Consider the following 17033-nt stretch of genomic DNA (forward strand, 5'->3'; position numbering starts at 1 on the left):
GAGTAAGAATGATGGAACAAATTAACGGACAAAGTTTAAAAGATATGTTGCGTTCCGGTATGAACAATTTGAAGAATCATTCCGCACAAATTGATGCATTGAATGTTTTCCCCGTACCGGATGGAGATACAGGAACCAATATGACATTGACATTTACCAACGGCGCCAAAGCCGCTTTAGATGTCAAAGAAGATCACATCGGCCATATATTGAAAGCTTTATCACGGGGCTTATTAATGGGAGCTCGTGGTAACTCAGGTGTCATTACCTCACAAATATTTCGCGGTATCTATCAATCTTTAGAAGAAAACGAAACGATTGATGCGATGCAGCTTGCCCATGCCTTGGTCAATGGTTCACGCGTGGCTTATCGTGCCGTCATGCGCCCTGTCGAAGGGACGATTTTGACCGTTGTTCGCGAAGCTGCCGATTATACCTATGCGTATACCGTGACAGAAGAAGTCAAAGATTGTACAGCTGTCATGGCCAAGATGGTCGAAGAAGCCAATGCTTCCTTAGAGCGCACACCAGAATTATTACCTGTATTAGCTGAAGTTGGCGTTGTCGATAGTGGTGGAAAAGGATTGTGTACCATTTTAGAAGGCTTTCTTTTGGCGATGCAAGGAAAGCCAGTGGCAGCACAAGACATTCAAACCAGCCAACAAGCTGCACAAACCAAAGTAGAGAATGATGGGGAAGGCGAATATGGTTTCTGTACGGAATTTATCCTTCATTTGAGTGAGACCGGTAAGAAAAATTTCTCAGAAGAAGGTTTCCGTGATGAATTAGCTTCCATCGGTAATTCCCTTGTTTGTGTACAAGATGATGATTTAGTCAAGGTGCATGTGCATACCCTCGAACCCTATACCGCTTTGAAGATGGGTCGTCGTCAAGGCAAATTTGTGAAGATCAAAGTAGAAAACATGCAGCAGCAACATGACCACATCGTTGAATTGGAAGAAGCCAAAGAATTGGAAAAAGAAATCGAAGCACCACAAAAGAAAGCAGAACATAAAACGTATGCGATCATTACGGTGGCCCCAGGGTCTGGAATCGATGAAATGTTCAAAGAATATCGTGCAGACGTTGTGATTGGCGGTGGCCAGACGATGAATCCAAGCACGGAAGATTTTGTCTCGGCTGTGGATCAATTAAATGCCGATCATATCTTTATTTTGCCAAATAACTCCAATATTGTTTTGGCGGCCCAACAAGCCAAAGATGTGTGTGAAGGACAAGATATTCATGTCTTACCAGCAAAAACCATTCCGCAAGGATTGGCTGCTTGCATCATGTTCAATCCAGATGCTGATCTAGATTCCAACTTAAGTGAAATGCAAGAAGCAATCGATCATGTGAAATCGGGAGAAGTCACTTATGCCATCAAAGATACGACCTATGAAGGCCGTGCCATCAAGAAAGGGGAATACATGGGCATCTATGGGAAGACCATAGCGGCCAGTGTGCCGGATTGTATGGAAGCCAGCAAGAAATTGTTGGATACGATGTTGGATGATGACAGTGAACTTGTTACGTTAATTTATGGTCAGGATGCAACCGAAGACCAAGCTAATGAACTTGCCAATTATATTGAGGAAAATAGTGATGCCGAAGTGGAAGTTCATGCAGGCAAACAACCGGTATATCCATTTATCATTGGTGTTGAATAAAGCCTTGGAGCGAGTATGAAAAATACTCGCTTTTTTGTTGGAAATCCAACAATATCTATGGAGAAATCTGTTAGACTATGCTTACAAGGTAGGTAAAACATATGATTCAAATAGATAAAACACGTAAAGTTGCTGATTTAATTTCGACATATCCAGAAATCAAACCCATCATGATCGAATTGGGATTTAAGGATCTAGCCAACCCCGTTGCGCTTCAGACCGTAGGGAAGATCATGACCTTAGAAAAGGGAGCACAAATCAAAGGCATTCCATGGGAAAAGATCCAAGCTGCATTTGCGACCCATGGATATGAACTTGCCTCTCAAGAAGTAGAAAACGTTGCAATTGATCCATCCAATGAATTGGAATCCTACATCCTTCGTTTACAAAATGGAGAAGATCTAGAAAGTGTTCGTGCGGATTTCGCCAAACGATATGAAAACGTGCCCGTTCAAGAAATTGCCAATGCCGAACAAGAACTCATCAACAAAGGCATGCCCGTACCTGAAGTACAACGATTGTGCGATGTGCATTCGGCACTGTTCCATGGCAAGACAGAAGCCCAAATCCATGGTGAGGTGCCTGCGGGCCATCCCATTTCGATCTTTCGTTTAGAAAATCAGATCTTACAACAGTACTTGGATCAAAACAAAGAGATTCCTTATGTGGAATTGAAAAAACATTATAAGAAAAAAGAAGAATTGATCCTTGCCCAATTGGATGCTCTTGGCTATCCAGGACCCAATCAAGTGATGTGGGGCGTGGATGATGAGATCTTACAGGATATCCCGAATAATCGTTCGCGTATTGAAGAAATGATTTTTAAAGAAAATCAGATCTTATTTCCGTTAGCACTGGATAAATTCAGTCAAGAAATGTGGTATCAGATCTATCAAGATATGCCTATCTATGGCAACGCCTTTATTGCGGTAGCCGCCAATTGGCCGGAAGCAGAAACGTATCGACGCCCCATCAGTGAAGGTATCCTCCATTTTGAAAATGGTGATCTCACCGTTGCGCAATTCGAAGCCATTTGTCAAGCTTTGCCCGTTGAATTGACCTATATCGATGCCGATGATATGAATCGTTTTTTCAGTATCACCAATGGTGTATTTGCACGTCCAAAGACAGCTTTGAATCGAAAAGTATATAGTTGCCATCCACCTCGTGTGCAGCCAATGGTCAAACAAATGTTAGCGGACTTCAAAGCCCATAAACAAACCAAAGTCGAACGATGGGTCAAGAATACGCGTATCCAATATGTAGCGATGTATGATCAACAAGACCAATATATGGGATGCTTAGAAATCGTTCAAGATTTTAGTGATGTCGCAAGCCACATCCAGTGAATCCAATCCGGATTCACTGGTTTTTTATGTGTTCCAATAAAGCATGGGCACTGGTTGAAATGTAGGTGTTTTTTGAAGTGACGATACAAATGTTGGATCGCATATCTAGATCCTGGATCGGATAGGCATTGGCTTCTTTTTTGGCTATCGAAGCAGGTGCCAACGCAATACCATAGCCATGACGTGCCCATTCTATACAGGTTCTAGCATCATCACTGACACAAAAATAATGCGGTGTATCCAAGATTTGATCAAAGAATTCTTTCCACCGTCGATAAACCAGTAAAGGTATATGATTGAGTTCTTGGATGGAAAGGGGTCTTGTACTACCAATTGAATAAAAATTCTCCGTAGCTGTTTGTATGATTTCTATATTGGAATCGTTAGGAAAAGGACTCCGAACGACCGCGATTTCAATGATATGATGTCGCAAAGCATCTAGACAGGTATAGGTATTTCCTTCAAAGATCTCATAATGGATCTTGGGATAGATCTGGATAAATGGATGTAACCATGTATCCAAGACATAATCTTGTAGACTGGACACGATGCCTAGATGAATCGTACCCGTTTTGCCATGTTGCTGATCAAACAATTCTTGTTTGGTGTTTTGAACAAGATCACAAATGGTACATGCCCGATGATAGAGGAGATCTCCCAATTCGGTACATTCGACATGTCGTGGGCCTCGAATCAAAAGGGGTGCACCTACTTCTTCTTCCAATTGCTTGATTTGTAAGGAAAGGGGTGGTTGACTCATATGCAGTGTTTTGGCTGCCTGGGACATCGTTCCTTGTTCCACCACGGTCTTATAAATCTGAAGTTGTTTTAAATTCATGGTATATTCTTTCTAAATAATAAATATATAAAATATATAATTTTTATATATTTTAACATATGATACGATACCCCTACAAGAGGGTGAGAACAATGAAAACCGTATTCCATTATTTACGTGCCTATCGAAAACAAGCGATATGTGCACCTATATTTAAATTATTAGAAGCTCTCATGGATCTTTTTGTTCCTTTGATCGTTGCCTGGATCATCAATCAAGGAATCCATCAACATCATACACAAGTAATTGGACAAGGAACGATTTTGTTGATCGTTTTAGCGGCCTTGGGTCTAGGTTTTAGTTTTGTGGCCCAATATTTTGCGGCAAAAGCAGCGGTTGGCACAACAACCGATCTATGCCAAGCCATGTTTGATCATATTCAATCGTTATCGTATAAGGAAATCGATACATTGGGTGTCAATACCTTGATCACACGTATGACCAGCGATATGCAACAAGTACAAACGGGCATCAATATGAGCCTACGACTCTTATTACGAAGTCCATTTATTGTTTTTGGTTCCATGATCATGGCTTTTTTTATCAATGTGAAATGTGCATTGATCTTTGTGATTGCGATTCCCTTATTGAGTGTTGTGATTTATTTAATCATGTGGATCAGCATTCCTTTATTTAAAAAAGTGCAGTCACATCTGGATATCTTATTAGGAATGACACGAGATAATCTAACTGGTGTTCGTGTCATTCGTGCCTTTTGTAAAGAAGAAGATGAAATTTCCTCCTTTGACAAACAGAATGATCGGTTTACGAATACGAATGAATTCTTAGGAAAGATCTCAGCATTGATCAATCCGTTTACTTATATCATCATCAATTTCGCAATCATCGTATTATTACAGGTGGGCGCCATTCAAATTCAGGAAGGATACATGGCCCAAGGGGACATGGTTGCTTTATATAACTACATGGCTCAAATTATTATTGAGTTGATTAAATTAGCGAGCTTGATCGTGACGATCGATAAGTCCATCGCGTGTAGTCAACGTATTGAAGCCATCATGGATACGCATAACGATATGCACTATGAAACAAAATCGATACAAATCCACAGTGCACAAGCGGTCCGCTTTGATCATGTATCCTTTGCCTATGATACGAAAAGTGTGATCCACGATATGAGCTTTGAAATTCCAAAAGGATCAACTATTGGCGTGATTGGCTCAACCGGATCGGGAAAGTCAACGATCATGCAACTGATGGGACGCTATTATGAAGTCAGTCAGGGAAAGATCTTTGTTGATGGTGAAAATGTCAAAGCCTATCCGAGAGAACAATTGACCGCAAAGATCGGGTATGTGGCGCAAGGTTCTGTCCTTTTTTCTGGCACGATTCGCGAGAACCTAAAATGGGGCAATCCCCATGCCGATGATGCCACTTTATGGCGCGCCTTAGAAATTGCCCAGGCCAAAGATGTGGTTGCCAATAAACCCGGACAGCTTGATTTTGTGTTGGAACAAGGAGGAAAAAACCTATCGGGTGGACAACGACAGCGCTTGACCATTGCGCGTGCCTTAGTGAAACAACCGGATATTCTTGTTTTAGATGATAGTGCCAGTGCACTGGATTTCAAAACTGACTCGAATTTGCGAAAAGCCTTACGAAATTTGACGGGGAAAATGACCATCTTCATTGTGAGTCAACGAATTAGTTCGATTCGTTCGGCTCATTCAATCTTAGTTTTGGATCAGGGCCGTTTGGTTGGTACCGGTTCCCATGATCAATTGATGAAAGACTGTCCGGTTTATCAAGAAATCTATGCATCGCAATATCCTAAGGAGGCCATCGCATGAAAACATCGCAAACCTTTCATAAACTCATGCAGTATGTAAGACCCTATTGGTTCTTTTTGATCTTGAGTATTGGATTGGCTGTGGTATCGGTCGTGACACAGTTATACATTCCCATCTTATTTGGACAATGCATTGATTGTATGCTTTCGAAAGGGCATGTGGATCTGGTCCTATTATCCACGTATGGCACGAAAATTGGCATCTTGATCCTGATCAATGCGGCAGCAACTTGGGTGATGAATGTGATGAACAATCACATGGCCTATTCCATTGTCAAAGATATGCGCGCTCAGATCATGTTTAAGATCCAACATTTACCGTTATCCTTTTTAGATGATCATGGAATTGGTGATATTCTAGGACGTATGATTGCGGATGTGGATCAAATTTCCGATGGTTTATTGTTGGGCTTTACGCAACTGTTTTCGGGTATTATTACGATCGTGATCACCATTTTATTCATGTTTCGTATTCATGTGGGTATCAGTGTATTGATCGTTTTGATGAGTCCAGCAAGTTTCTTTGTTGCTAAATGGATTTCTAAACATTCGTATCATATGTTCCAAAAAATGACGCAGACGCGGGAGCAATTGACTTCGTATATTGAAGAGATGGTTGGCAATGAAAAAATCATCCAATCATTTGGGTATGGGCAACGGGCTTCGCAAACCTTCCAAAAAACCAATGAAGATCTTCAGGATTATTCCCAAAAAGCCATATTCTATAGCAGTCTGACCAATCCATCCACGCGCTTTATGAATAGTTTGATGTATGCCCTCATTGTGGGCATTGGCTCGATCTTTATTTTACAGAATGCACTGACAGTTGGTTCCTTAAGTGTATTGTTGAGTTATGCCAATCAATATATGCGTCCTTTCAATGATATTAGTTCGGTCGTCACAGAATTTCAAAATGCCTTGGCTTGTGCCAATCGGGTATTTGAAATCATAGATGCACCACAAGAATCACCAGAAGAGCCAAACACTTTAATCGTCAATCAGGAAAGTGTCGATTGGCAAGATGTCAGTTTTTCTTATGTGCCCGATCATCCTTTGATCCAACATGTTTCTTTTCATGTAGAACCAGGTCAGAAAATCGCCATCGTGGGTCCGACTGGATGTGGAAAAACCACAATGATCAATTTATTGATGCGGTTTTATGAGATGGATGAGGGGGCTATTTTGATTGATGGAACCAATATTCAAAATGTCAGCCGTCATAGTTTACGCCAACAATTCGGCATGGTTCTACAAGATACGTGGATCAAAGACGCTACGGTTCGCGAAAATCTATGTATGGGAAGATCCTATTCCGAAGCTGAAATCGAGGTGGCTTGTCGATCGTGTCGTAGCTGGGATTTTATTGAAAAAATGCCAAAGGGCTTGGATACAAAAATCAATGCCCATAGTTTATCCCAAGGACAGCAACAGCTTTTATGTATCACTCGCGTGATGTTGATCAAGCCAAAGATGTTGATCCTAGATGAGGCTACTTCCAATATCGATACCCGAACCGAAGTATTGGTCCAACAAGCTTTTGATACTTTGATGAAAGGAAGAACCAGTTTTGTGATTGCACATCGTTTATCGACGATCATCAATGCCGATCAGATCTTAGTCATGAAAGAGGGAAAAATCATTGAACGAGGCACTCATGATGACTTATTGGCGCAAAATGGTTTCTATGCGAATTTGTATAATAGTCAATTTGAGCAGGTTGTTTAATTGAAAACGTTATCATTTGCATAGTACATTTAGCTATGTTACCATGAAACTATCATGATTTATATAACAGGTGATACCCATCGTGAACAAGATGTTTTCAAGATCAATCCCGATGATGGTTTTCCCATAGGAAAGACATTGACAGCAAAGGATCATGTGATCATTGTAGGCGATTTTGGCTTTATTTTAGATGGCGCAAAAGGCGATAAGTTTTGGTTGGACTGGTTGGAATCCTTACCGTGGCAAACATGTTTCATCGATGGCAATCATGAAAACTTCAATTTATTAAATTCATATCCGATTGAACAGTGGCATGGAGGCAAAGTGCATCGCATTCGTTCAAATGTTGTGCATTTGATGCGTGGCGAAGTCTTTGAAATCGAGGGTCATTCATTCTTCTGCTTTGGTGGAGCACCGAGTCATGATGCCATGTATCGTGTTCCAAATGTCAGTTGGTGGCAACAAGAACTACCAACGTGGGAGGAAATGAAGCATGCGCGTGATGTCTTATGTGCGCATCAGTGGCAGGTCGATTATGTGTTGAGTCATGAAGTGTATGAAAAACATTCTTTGGGAAGAAAATATAAAACGGATATGAATTTTTATGATCCAGAGCATTATGACTTAAAACCGTTTTTACAAGAAATTGAAGATCAATTGGATTATCGAGCTTGGTTGCACGGCCATTATCATGTGGATCAAATGGAGCGAAGTCCATCGAATAAGCCTTGCATCACATTGTATAATCGTGTTATAACAATAGCAGAGATTGAGGAATTGTATAGGGAAATTTGTGAATAAGCAGATTTCCCTTTTTCATAAGGAGGTCACTTATGCGATTATTACTAGCCGAAGATGAACGGTCCTTATCGAAAGCTTTGGTTGTGATCTTACAAAAATCCAATTATGCGGTCGATGCGGTCTATGATGGACAACAAGCCTTAGATTACTTAGAAGACGAAGTATATGATGGGGTCATCTTAGATATCATGATGCCAAAGGTCGATGGCTTGAAAGTTTTAGCAACGATTCGTCAAGCCGGCAATGATGTGCCCGTTTTATTATTGACTGCCAAAAGTGAAGTCGATGATAAGGTAAAGGGTTTGGATCTGGGGGCCAATGATTATCTAACCAAACCATTTGATGCGAAAGAATTGCTGGCGCGTATTCGTGCTATGACACGTATGCATACACAATCGCCTGACTCTTCTTTATCCTTTGGCAATATCACCCTAGATCGTACAACTTTTGAATTGGGCGGGCCCAATGCGACAATGAAATTACCCAATAAAGAATTTCAAATGTTGGAATTGTTATTGGCGAATCCAAAACAAGTCATTTCGACCGAGCGGATGTTTGAAAAAATCTGGGGCTATGACAGTGATACCGAGTTAAATATTGTCTGGGTCTATATTGCCTATTTGCGTAAGAAATTAAAAAAAATAGGTGCAGATGTGAAGATCCAAGCCCATCGAAATGTCGGTTATTCTTTGGAGTTAGAAAACAATGATCAAAAAACTTCGTAAGCGATTTTCCATTGCAGCTATCTTTTCTATTTTTGTGACCTTTACCGTCTTGATGGTGACCATCAATGTCATCAATTATCATAAGATCATCGAAAATGCCGATTTTATCTTGACGACACTCAAAGAAAATGAAGGATATTTTCCGGCTTTCGGGAAAGATCAAAACAATGGGCGTTGGTCCAAAGAAACGCCATTTGAATCGCGTTATTTTATTGCGACAATCAGTGAAGACGAAACCATCACAACGATTGATATGGCCAAGATCCAAGCCATTGATATCACGCAAGCACGAAATTATGTCAAAGTGGTTTCTAGTTTTGATAAGACACGGGGCTTTTATCAAGATTATCGATATATTCGTTATAAAGAAAATGGCAATACGGTCTTGATCTTTTTAGATTGTACGCGTTCGCTCGATAATTGGCGTACTTTCTTAGAAGCAAGTTGTTTGGTGGCCACGATTGGTTTGATCATTTCTTCCATCTTGATCGTATTCATTTCAGGACGAATCATGAAGCCGGTTGCAGAAAGTTATGAAAAACAGAAACGATTTATTATCGATGCAGGCCATGAAATTAAGACTCCATTGGCAACGATTGATGCGGATTTGACGGTATTGGAAATGGACGGTGTATCGAACGAATGGACCGATGATATTCATGTCCAAACCAAACGATTGGCGGATTTAACCAATAATTTGATCGTGCTTTCGCGGATGCAAGAAACGCAAAAACCAGAAGCTTTGGTCGATTTGGACCTTTCCAAGCTTGTATCTACAGTGGCGAATTCATTTGATGCACGAGCCAAAATGGAAAATAAGACGTTTGAAAAAGATGTGGATGAGAATGTACATATGAAAGGCGGCCAAAAAGAAATTGAACAATTGATTTCCATTCTTATGGATAATGCCTTTAAATATTCGACTGAAAATGGTATGGTTCGGATTGCTTTGCATCAAAAGAAAAAGATTGAATTGATCGTTTACAATACGACGGAATTCATTGCTAAAGATAGTTTGCCGCATTTATTTGATCGTTTTTATCGAACCGATCAAAGTCACAATTCCCAAACGGGGGGATATGGCATTGGTTTATCCATTGCCCAAGCCATTGTTCAATCTTATAAAGGAAAGATCGAGGCAACCACAGAAGATGAAAAGTCTTTACGCATTCAGGTTGAATTATAGACAAAACGAGAATATCCGATGGATATCATCGTTTTTTTATAAAGAAAAGGAGCTGGATGAGCTCCTTGATGGATTATTCGTAATCAGCTAATAAATCCGATAATTCATCTTGAATGGTTTGACGTAACGTATTGAACGAACGATCAAACAATTCTTGGTCTTGATCGGTCATTGGCAATTTAATGACTTCTTCGACACCATTGGATCCAACGATACTTGGTGTACCAATGTAGTAACCTTCTTGACCATATTCACCTTGTTGATAACTAGATACTGGCAAGATGGCACGTTCGTTATTCAATACACAAGTAACGATACGTTTCAAGGCAAGACCGATTCCATAATAAGTGGCACGTTTTAATTCAATGATCTTATAAGCTTTATCACGAACACCAATATATAATTCTTGTAATTCTGCTAAAGATACATCGCCTTTTTCGTCCAAGTATTCCAATAAGTTTTTGCAGCCAACATAGGTGTTAGCCCAAGATACGAAACTAGAATCACCATGTTCACCCATGATATAAGCATGGATATTGCTTGGTGCTACATTCAAGCGTTCACTGATTGCAAAACGCAAACGTGCGGTATCCAATACATCACCGGAACCAAATACATGATTCTTTTGTAGACCGGATGTTTTGTAAGCCACATATGTCATGATGTCAACTGGGTTTCCAGCACAAATCAAGATACCATCAAAGCCATTGGCTTTTAAGTTCTCACAGCAATCTTTTGTGATCTTGGCATTGATCTTAACCAATTCCAAACGTGTTTGGCCTGGTTTTTGTGCAATACCAGCTGTTAATACAACAATGTTTGTATCTTTGGCATCTGCATAGCTACCGGCACGAATCTTCATTTTGGTTTCCGCATAAACTAAACCATCACTCAAATCCATTTCTTCGCCTTTGGCTTTGTCTGTGTTGACATCGACTAAAACCAATTCATCGATTCCTTTTTCCGATAAAAGGGAATACGCAAAACTCATGCCGACAAAGCCGGTACCAATCAACATGATTTTTCTTTTAGAAATTTTTTCTGTAGCCATTGAATACTAATCCTCCTCTAATGTAAGTATTTCTGAACTTATTATACTCCATTTATTGTTCGTACAAAACAAAAATAAAAGGATTTCGTAAAAACGAAACCCCTTACATTAAGAATTGGATGAACCAAGCGTTACTGTCTTCGTGACTTTCTTGCCATCGCGTTCTACGACTACTTTGACTTTATCGCCTGGACTATGTTTCTGAATGACAGCTTTTGCCTCACTGGAAGTGGAAATCGAAGTGCCATCGATCGATACAATACGATCACCGGACTTTAGACCAGCTTTATCAGCCGCACCCCCACTTACGACTTGGACGATGTAACAACCTTCCGTAGCCCCCTCATCGACATAATAGTTGGAGCTGCCTTTTGTATAATCATATAAAGAAACATTCAATGCGGCACGATTGGTGACTTTTCCATTTGCGATCAATTCATTGATGACATCGATTGCACTATTGATGGGAATCGCAAATCCAATGCCCTCAACACTGCCATTGGATGATGAAGAACTGGATGAATATTTCGCATTGACAATACCAATCAAATTGCCATTGGCATCAAATAAACCACCGCCAGAGTTACCTGGTGAAATGGATGCGTCCGTTTGCAGCAATGTCATCGTCGTGTTATCGATTTGGACTTGGCGGTCCAAAGCAGAAATAATACCTTCCGTTACGGTACCCCCTAATTCGCCCAATGGATTTCCAATCGCAATCGCCACATCACCGACATTTAAACTGCTTGAATCACCCAGTGTAACTGGTGTTAAATTACTGGCATCAATTTTTAATACCGCCAGATCACTGTCTGAATCACTACCAACTAAAGTGGCTTGATATGATTTTCCATCGGTTGTCTTCACGGTAATGCTCGAAGCCCCTTCAATGACATGGTTGTTGGTTACGATATAGCCATCTTTACTATAGACAATTCCACTACCGGCCCCTTCTGAAATATATTGGCCATAAATACTATTGCCATTAGAAACGGATTCGGTAGTGATCTCAACAACACTCGGACCACATTTGCTGGCAATGTCACTGACATCATTGACTTTGGATGAACCTGTTGTAGACCCTTTGACTTGGTTGATGGTGACGTTGCCGGATGATGTATTTAGGTTGGAAGCTATATAACCACCGGTAAATCCTAAAACCCCTGACAACAAGGCACATACCAATACAAGGATCAAGACTTGTTTGGGAATTTTGGCTTTTTCTTTAAATTCTGGTGGTTGTTCTTGCATATTATGATTCATGGTTTACGTGTACCTCCTTTGACACATGCATTAGTATACTACAAATAATTCCTTAAATTTACATAAAAACAGTCGGAAATTTGATATGATAAAGCGGAGGAAGGGAAAGAAATCATGGTTTTTTCGAGCTTACTTTTTATTTTTGCGTTCTTAGTACCCTGTATGATCATCTATACGCTTGTGGATGATACCAAAAAGAACCAGGTACTTCTGATTTTTTCATTGATTTTCTATTCTTGGGGTGGACCCCGATATTTGATCCTTTTGCTTGTCGATACCTGGGCTAGTTGGTGGTTTGCGATACAGATCACACGACATCGAAAACAGGCCAAACACTATTTACTAGGCGAATGCGTCGTACTATTGGGGCTATTAGGCATTTTTAAATATACGGTCTTTTTTTGTTCCAATTTCCATGCTTGGTTTGGCATTCCCAAAGTGATTCCCCAAATCGTTTTGCCCATTGGTATTTCTTTTTATACCTTTCAGTTATTATCCTATGTGATCGATGTCTATCGAAAAGAGGTCAAAGCGCAACCAAAATTTTGGAAACTCTTATTATATTCCAGCTTGTTTCATCAATGCATTGCCGGACCTATTGTCCGCTATGAAACCGTAGCCAATGAAATTGAGCATCGGCAGGTTTCGCAAAGCGATATCTATGAAGGCATTCGCCGTTTCTGTGTTGGGTTGGCAAAAAAAGCAATCTTAGCCAATGGATGTGCATCGGTAGCCGATACGCTGTTGCCATTTCAACAATCGGCACTACAAAATCAAGCCATCACAGGGTTGTGGTTAGGCATGCTCTTTTACATGCTCCAGATTTATCTGGACTTTTCTGCGTATTCCGATATGGCCATTGGCATGGGACGGATGGTGGGTTTTCATTATTTAGAAAATTTTAACTATCCGTATATGGCCCATTCCGTACAGGATTTTTGGCGAAAATGGCATATTTCCTTAAGCACCTTTTTTCGCGACTATGTTTACATTCCTTTGGGTGGCAGTCGTTGTTCTAAAACAAAATTCATTCGCAATATGACCATCGTTTGGTTTTTGACTGGTATGTGGCATGGTGCCAGCTGGAATTATATATTATGGGGATTATATTATTTGGTTTTTTTGTTGCTGGAACGATTTGTCTATGGCAATCGCTTACGATCCATCGGAGCTCATATATATACTTTGTTTGTCGTATATATAGGCTGGGTCATCTTTCGATTTGAGAATGGTTCGCAACTTTTGACGGTATTGGCCGGAATGATCGGCATGGGATCACATGCCTTTACCAGCATGCAAGTCCATACCTTATTTTTGGAAAATATCTTCTTTTTATTGTTCTGTATCCTAGCTTGTACTTATATAGGTAAGGCCATTCGCCATTTGTTGCCTGTCATAGGAAAATCCAATGCGATCATTTATACCATCTATACATGGGGAGAGTTGCTATTGCCACCCGTACTTTTGATCTTATCGGTCTTGGCTTTGATTGGAAATAGCTATAATCCTTTCTTATATTTTCAGTTTTAGGAAGGAGAAAGAGAATGAAATATACCAAAAAGCAACGAAAACAAATTCGTTTGTTTCATAATTTGAGCGTGGTGATCACCAGTTTTCTATTGATCATTGGCATGATCATGGGTGCTTTGTTTTTTATTCGACCCACACGATCCATTGTAGAAAAACGGCAGTTGACTGCTTTGCCTGCGTTCCATCTTTCGACCTTCTTGGATGGTTCCTACTTTTCGGACATATCCAAATGGTATTCGGATACATTTCCCGGACGCGATACATGGATCGCAATGAGCCAGAACTTAAAGAAATCCTATGGCATCGAATCCAATACACGTATGGTTGGTGGAAATGTTGAAAAAGATACCATTCCAACCAATGGAAAAACATCCAATACCACCAAGACGGCAAAGGCACCGAAGACCAAGGATATGCAAGCCGAAGTGCAAAACCAGATCATGGAAGGATTGTATGTCAAAGATGGGGCTGCCTATAGTGTGTATTATTTTGATCAGGGAGCTGCCAATACCTACACCAAAGCCATCAATCGAGCCGCTAAACAATTAAAAGGAACGACCAATGTGTATTCGATATTGGTGCCTAATAATTCGGGTGCGATGTTGGACAAAAAGACGTTATCTTCTTTAGGTGGATCGGATCAACAAGAAGGAATCAATTATTATGCTGATCGATATACGAAAAATGTACATATGGTTGATATCTTGCCAACGTTAAGAAAACACAATGATCAATATTTATATTTTCGGACCGATCATCATTGGACAAGTTTGGGTGCTTATTATGCGTATAAAGATTTTTGTAAGGAAAAAGGCATCAACGCGCATTCGTTATCCTACTTTAAGAAAAGCTATAAATTCAGTCCATTCTTGGGCACCTTCTATGACAAGTTGAAAGATACAAGTATGGAAAAAAATCCCGATTATGTCAAAGCCTATGTACCCAATGGTACCAATGATCTGACTTATTGGGATGAATCCAATCAAGAACATAGCTGGCATGTGATCGAAGATGTCAGCTCTTGGAACGAAGGGTCTGGTTATTATTGTTTCATTGGTGGGGATAAACCATTGACCAAAATTGAGAATCCAAAAATCAAAGATGGATCAAGCTGTGTGGTAATCAAGGAGTCCTATGGAAATTGTTTTGTGCCTTATCTGGTGGATCATTATCAGACGGTCTACGTGATGGATTTTCGATATACCAAAGAAAAAATTGTATCGTTCTGTAAAGAAAACAACATCAAGGATTTGATCATGATCAACAATATCACGATAATTGCTTCGCCGGATGTTGCAAGCAAAATCGATAGTGAATTGCATTGAAATTAAGAAGTGTTATAATAGGAAAGAATTAACTAGGAGGAAGTATCATGCCTGCAAAAACAAGATCGAAAAAAACGACGACTACAACGAAGAGTGCTACCACAACCAAAAAAGTAGCAAGCGCTAGCGCAAAGCCAACGGAAGAAGTATCAAAAACGGCAAAGAAAGTAGAACCGGCACAGAAAGATACGACGACAAAAACGGCTGCGAAAAAAACAACAGCTAAAAAAGTCACTCCAGCAAAGAAGACAACAGCGAAGAAATCCGCTGAGCCAAAAACAGAAGCAAAACCAGCAACTAAGAAAGTGGAAGCAAAACCAGTTGCCACAAAAACAGCAGAAGTGAAACCAGCAACCAAGAAAGTGGAAGCAAAGCCAGTGGCGACAACGGCAAAAAAACCGGCTGCAAAGAAAACGGTCACTAAAAAGGCAACGGCTGCTAAAAAAGCACCGGCAAAACGGGCAACGGCTGCCAAAGCTGCCAATAAGAAAGTAGCTGCAAAAAAAGCGACAACGAAAAAAACGGCTAAAAAGCCGGTTGTCAATACAGCAAAGACCGAACAATACAATAGTTTTGCGATGGATACATGTTTTGAAATGGCTCGTGCCATGGGTGTCAACATGGATTATGAAAACTATGCTTCATTATTGTTGGATAATGCCGATATTGATGCGTTGACTAAAAAAGTATTGGATGATTTCCATGTGGATACCAAAGCATTTACGTTTGAAAAAGACGGATATGATACCGATCTGATTCGTGTCATCTTTGATCGTGTTGCCGATACGGTCGATATTAAAGCATCTGATTTTGAACAAATTGGTAAAGATGTGAAGGCTCATGCTTCTTATACCATTAAGGATGATGCAACGGTCAACAATGAAGAATACCAAAAAGAATTTGATATCGTACGGAAAGTATTGATGATCGCACAACGCAAGAACATTCATCAAAGTGCCGATCTTGTTGAGTTGATCAAAGTGGATGTGACCGACATGATCCAGACATTCATGGATCTTGCCTATCATGTATTGCCATTGTTTGAATACGATGATGTGAAATATTATGAGAATTTCATTTTTGCGGTCCTTTCCCAATTGGATGATCTTCATCAAAAATGGGGAACACGTGCTTTGATGGATATTGCTGATTTGTATATCAAACATGGTGATTATGGTCAAGGTGATGCCAATTATAACTATGTATTGCGTGAAAACCAGATCAAGGATATGATTTATTATCGTTTTGCGAATGTATATGTCGATATTGATTTGGATAAAGCCAAAGCCATTGCGAACAGTGCATTCCAATATGTCGATGATCGATATGATTATTATCCAAAATTGATTGAAATCTTAGAGAAGTAGGTATGTGGGAGTGATATGACCCCTGTCAAGTAGACAGCGAAAATATCCAAAATAACTACCAAGCAAGGTCAATTCGATTTGGCCTTGTTTTTATTGTTGTGCTTGTTCCTGTTGCTTTGCTCTTCTCAATCTTTTCCCAGAATCGTTCTATTCTTCTATTTGGTGCAATTGGATATTGTTCCGGTGTATCTGCAGCCAGTGCTTCCTGTCTTACCTGATATGCAGTCTTCCCATGAAAACGTTTCTGTGGATATTTGTAGATATAGTATTCATATGTCCTGTAAATGATTTCTGCAGCTTCTTCATACGTATGTGCCTTGCCAAACAAAACTTTGGCCATATCTTTGATGAATCCCTGAAAAGATTCTACTGGTCCATTATCGATACAGTGAC

General features: G+C 40.1%; 14 protein-coding genes. 10 read left to right on the forward strand and 4 right to left on the reverse strand.

Features of this window, described 5'->3' with window-relative positions; translation table 11 throughout:
• Positions 1-11: 11 nt before the first annotated feature.
• Together MOZ64_RS07870 and MOZ64_RS07875 are read left to right on the forward strand one after the other, a co-directional pair.
• Positions 12-1670: a DAK2 domain-containing protein gene (locus tag MOZ64_RS07870; protein ID WP_320326041.1), complete on the forward strand. Its 1659-nt coding sequence runs from the start codon at positions 12-14 to the stop codon at positions 1668-1670.
• A 101-nt stretch (positions 1671-1771) separates the two neighbouring features.
• Complete coding sequence (locus MOZ64_RS07875) at positions 1772-3019, forward strand: DUF438 domain-containing protein (RefSeq protein ID WP_320326027.1); 1248 nt, start codon at positions 1772-1774, stop codon at positions 3017-3019.
• Positions 3020-3032: 13 nt separating this feature from the next.
• On the opposite strand, the gene MOZ64_RS07880 is transcribed toward MOZ64_RS07875, so the two are convergent.
• Complete coding sequence (locus MOZ64_RS07880) at positions 3033-3857, reverse strand: LysR family transcriptional regulator (RefSeq protein ID WP_320326028.1); 825 nt, start codon at positions 3855-3857, stop codon at positions 3033-3035.
• A gap of 92 nt (positions 3858-3949) precedes the next feature.
• Here MOZ64_RS07880 and MOZ64_RS07885 point away from each other — a divergent pair, with 92 nt between their 5' ends.
• Genes MOZ64_RS07885 through MOZ64_RS07905 form a run of 5 tightly spaced genes read left to right on the forward strand, consistent with a single transcriptional unit; the run spans position 3950 to position 10104 of the window.
• The gene (locus MOZ64_RS07885; RefSeq protein WP_320326029.1) at positions 3950-5668 is read left to right on the forward strand and encodes an ABC transporter ATP-binding protein; all 1719 of its coding nucleotides are present in this window, start codon (positions 3950-3952) and stop codon (positions 5666-5668) included.
• Positions 5665-7392: an ABC transporter ATP-binding protein gene (locus MOZ64_RS07890; RefSeq protein ID WP_320326030.1), complete on the forward strand. Its 1728-nt coding sequence runs from the start codon at positions 5665-5667 to the stop codon at positions 7390-7392. Before MOZ64_RS07885 ends, MOZ64_RS07890 begins: the two co-directional genes overlap by 4 nt.
• Positions 7393-7446: 54 nt before the next feature.
• Complete coding sequence (locus MOZ64_RS07895; protein ID WP_320326031.1) at positions 7447-8193, forward strand: hypothetical protein; 747 nt, start codon at positions 7447-7449, stop codon at positions 8191-8193.
• 32 nt (positions 8194-8225) lie between these two features.
• Positions 8226-8918 carry a response regulator transcription factor gene (locus tag MOZ64_RS07900; protein WP_320326032.1) on the forward strand — a complete coding sequence of 231 codons (693 nt, stop codon included), beginning with the start codon at positions 8226-8228 and terminating at the stop codon, positions 8916-8918.
• Positions 8899-10104: a sensor histidine kinase gene (locus MOZ64_RS07905; protein WP_320326033.1), complete on the forward strand. Its 1206-nt coding sequence runs from the start codon at positions 8899-8901 to the stop codon at positions 10102-10104. The genes MOZ64_RS07900 and MOZ64_RS07905 overlap by 20 nt, the downstream gene beginning before the upstream one ends.
• A gap of 73 nt (positions 10105-10177) precedes the next feature.
• Here the strand turns inward: MOZ64_RS07905 and MOZ64_RS07910 are convergent, their stop codons facing one another.
• Both MOZ64_RS07910 and MOZ64_RS07915 read right to left on the reverse strand, forming a co-directional pair.
• Positions 10178-11155 carry an L-lactate dehydrogenase gene (locus MOZ64_RS07910; protein ID WP_320326034.1) on the reverse strand — a complete coding sequence of 326 codons (978 nt, stop codon included), beginning with the start codon at positions 11153-11155 and terminating at the stop codon, positions 10178-10180.
• Positions 11156-11263: 108 nt separating this feature from the next.
• Positions 11264-12418 carry a S1C family serine protease gene (locus tag MOZ64_RS07915; protein WP_320326035.1) on the reverse strand — a complete coding sequence of 385 codons (1155 nt, stop codon included), beginning with the start codon at positions 12416-12418 and terminating at the stop codon, positions 11264-11266.
• 162 nt (positions 12419-12580) lie between these two features.
• On the opposite strand from MOZ64_RS07915, the gene MOZ64_RS07920 reads away from it, so the two are divergent.
• Genes MOZ64_RS07920 through MOZ64_RS07930 form a run of 3 tightly spaced genes read left to right on the forward strand, consistent with a single transcriptional unit; the run spans position 12581 to position 16640 of the window.
• A complete protein-coding gene (locus MOZ64_RS07920; RefSeq protein ID WP_320326036.1) occupies positions 12581-13948 on the forward strand; it encodes an MBOAT family O-acyltransferase in 1368 nt (455 codons plus the stop codon).
• Between the two features lie 14 nt (positions 13949-13962).
• Positions 13963-15273: a DHHW family protein gene (locus MOZ64_RS07925; protein WP_320326037.1), complete on the forward strand. Its 1311-nt coding sequence runs from the start codon at positions 13963-13965 to the stop codon at positions 15271-15273.
• A gap of 47 nt (positions 15274-15320) precedes the next feature.
• Positions 15321-16640, forward strand: a complete 1320-nt coding sequence (locus MOZ64_RS07930) for a neurofilament protein (RefSeq protein ID WP_320326038.1) — start codon at positions 15321-15323, stop codon at positions 16638-16640.
• A gap of 55 nt (positions 16641-16695) precedes the next feature.
• Here MOZ64_RS07930 and MOZ64_RS07935 read toward each other — a convergent pair.
• The coding region (locus MOZ64_RS07935) for a hypothetical protein (RefSeq protein WP_320326039.1) at positions 16696-17033 on the reverse strand (338 nt) is incomplete at its 5' end.

Origin of the sequence: Absicoccus intestinalis, assembly GCF_033971885.1 — a bacterium.
GTDB classification, from domain to species: Bacteria; Bacillota_I; Bacilli_A; order Erysipelotrichales; family Erysipelotrichaceae; genus Absicoccus; species Absicoccus intestinalis.

What these genes read in the sequence shown, in the direction of transcription:
- MOZ64_RS07870 (WP_320326041.1), top strand. Translation starts at nt 12, where the DNA reads ATGGAACAAATTAACGGACAAAGTTTAAAAGATATGTTGCGTTCCGGT.
- MOZ64_RS07875 (WP_320326027.1), top strand. Translation starts at nt 1,772, where the DNA reads ATGATTCAAATAGATAAAACACGTAAAGTTGCTGATTTAATTTCGACA.
- MOZ64_RS07880 (WP_320326028.1), bottom strand. Translation starts at nt 3,857, where the DNA reads ATGAATTTAAAACAACTTCAGATTTATAAGACCGTGGTGGAACAAGGA.
- MOZ64_RS07885 (WP_320326029.1), top strand. Translation starts at nt 3,950, where the DNA reads ATGAAAACCGTATTCCATTATTTACGTGCCTATCGAAAACAAGCGATA.
- MOZ64_RS07890 (WP_320326030.1), top strand. Translation starts at nt 5,665, where the DNA reads ATGAAAACATCGCAAACCTTTCATAAACTCATGCAGTATGTAAGACCC.
- MOZ64_RS07895 (WP_320326031.1), top strand. Translation starts at nt 7,447, where the DNA reads ATGATTTATATAACAGGTGATACCCATCGTGAACAAGATGTTTTCAAG.
- MOZ64_RS07900 (WP_320326032.1), top strand. Translation starts at nt 8,226, where the DNA reads ATGCGATTATTACTAGCCGAAGATGAACGGTCCTTATCGAAAGCTTTG.
- MOZ64_RS07905 (WP_320326033.1), top strand. Translation starts at nt 8,899, where the DNA reads ATGATCAAAAAACTTCGTAAGCGATTTTCCATTGCAGCTATCTTTTCT.
- MOZ64_RS07910 (WP_320326034.1), bottom strand. Translation starts at nt 11,155, where the DNA reads ATGGCTACAGAAAAAATTTCTAAAAGAAAAATCATGTTGATTGGTACC.
- MOZ64_RS07915 (WP_320326035.1), bottom strand. Translation starts at nt 12,418, where the DNA reads ATGAATCATAATATGCAAGAACAACCACCAGAATTTAAAGAAAAAGCC.
- MOZ64_RS07920 (WP_320326036.1), top strand. Translation starts at nt 12,581, where the DNA reads ATGATCATCTATACGCTTGTGGATGATACCAAAAAGAACCAGGTACTT.
- MOZ64_RS07925 (WP_320326037.1), top strand. Translation starts at nt 13,963, where the DNA reads ATGAAATATACCAAAAAGCAACGAAAACAAATTCGTTTGTTTCATAAT.
- MOZ64_RS07930 (WP_320326038.1), top strand. Translation starts at nt 15,321, where the DNA reads ATGCCTGCAAAAACAAGATCGAAAAAAACGACGACTACAACGAAGAGT.